Below are 1,332 nucleotides of genomic sequence, written 5' to 3'. Positions count from 1 at the left end.
GGTGTCCTTCCAGGACGACGGGGTCTCCCCGCCGTTCTACCGCCGCCGCGCCCCGGCACCCGCACGCGGCGCGTGTCGCCGCGAGCGTCATTCCACCCCGGAATGACCAAGCGGCCCCGGGCGCGGCCCGCTCCGCCTCCGCCGATCGGGGTGCCGCCCTCGTTAGGCTGCCGTCCCGTGCACCTGAAGACCCTCACCCTCAAGGGGTTCAAGTCGTTCGCCTCCGCGACGACGCTGCGGCTGCAGCCGGGGATCACGTGCGTGGTCGGCCCGAACGGCTCCGGGAAGTCCAACGTCGTGGACGCCCTCACCTGGGTGATGGGCGAGCACAGCGCCAAGAGCCTGCGCGGCGGCAAGATGGAGGACGTCATCTTCGCCGGCACCACCGGCCCGCAGGGACGCTCCCAGCTCGGCCGGGCCGAGGTCAGCCTGACGATCGACAACACCGACGGCGCGCTGCCCATCGAGTTCGCCGAGGTGACGATCACCCGGACGATGTTCCGCACCGGCGGCTCCGAGTACGCCATCAACGGCCAGACGTGCCGGCTGCTGGACGTGCAGGAGCTGCTCAGCGACTCCGGCATCGGCCGCGAGATGCACGTCATCGTGGGCCAGGGCCAGATCGACGCCGTCCTGCACGCCTCCCCCGAGGAGCGGCGCGCCTTCATCGAGGAGGCCGCGGGCGTCCTCAAGCACCGCCGCCGCAAGGAGAAGGCGCTGCGCAAGCTCGACGCGATGGAGGCCAACCTCACGCGCGTGGCCGACCTCGTCACCGAGATCCGCCGCCAGCTGAAGCCGCTGGGCCGCCAGGCCGAGGCGGCGCGGCGCGCCCAGGTCGTGCAGGCGGACCTGCGCGACGCGCGGCTGCGGCTGCTGGCCGACGACCTCGTGCAGGCCAGCACGTCCCTGCAGCGCGACGAGGCCGACGAGGCCGCCCTCAAGCAGCGCCAGGTGCAGGTCGAGGCCGACCTCGCCGAGGCCGCCCGCCGCCTGGCGGCCGCCGAGCAGGCGGCCGCCGCGGCCGCTCCGGACCTGGCGCGCGCCGTCGAGACCCACCACCGGCTGCAGTCGCTGGCCGAGCGGCTGCGCGGCGTGCAGGCGCTGGCCGCCGAGCGGCTGCGGCTGCTGGCCGCCGAGCCCGACGAGCCCGCCGGCCGCCGCGACCCCGAGGAGCTGCAGGCCGCCGCCGACCGGGTCCGCGCCGAGGAGGGCGAGCTCGCCGCGCAGGTCGCCGCCCACCGCGGGGCCCTCGACGACGTGCTCGCCCGCCGCGCCGAGGCCGACGCGGCCGCCCGCGCCGAGGACCAGCGGGTCGCGGCCGCGCTGCGCGCC

At 76.2% G+C, this 1,332-nt stretch carries 1 protein-coding gene; it reads left to right on the top strand.

Going from position 1 to position 1,332, the window contains the following annotated elements:
* Nucleotides 1-177 precede the first annotated feature (177 nt).
* A partial coding sequence (locus GTQ99_RS23335; RefSeq protein ID WP_166618029.1) for an AAA family ATPase occupies nt 178-1,332 on the top strand: 1,155 nt, incomplete at its 3' end.

The organism is Kineococcus vitellinus (assembly GCF_009906315.1).
Classification (GTDB): Bacteria; Actinomycetota; Actinomycetes; order Actinomycetales; family Kineococcaceae; genus Kineococcus; species Kineococcus vitellinus.
Note: the sequence above shows the minus strand (reverse complement) of the source record. Positions and strands in the feature narration are given on the sequence as shown.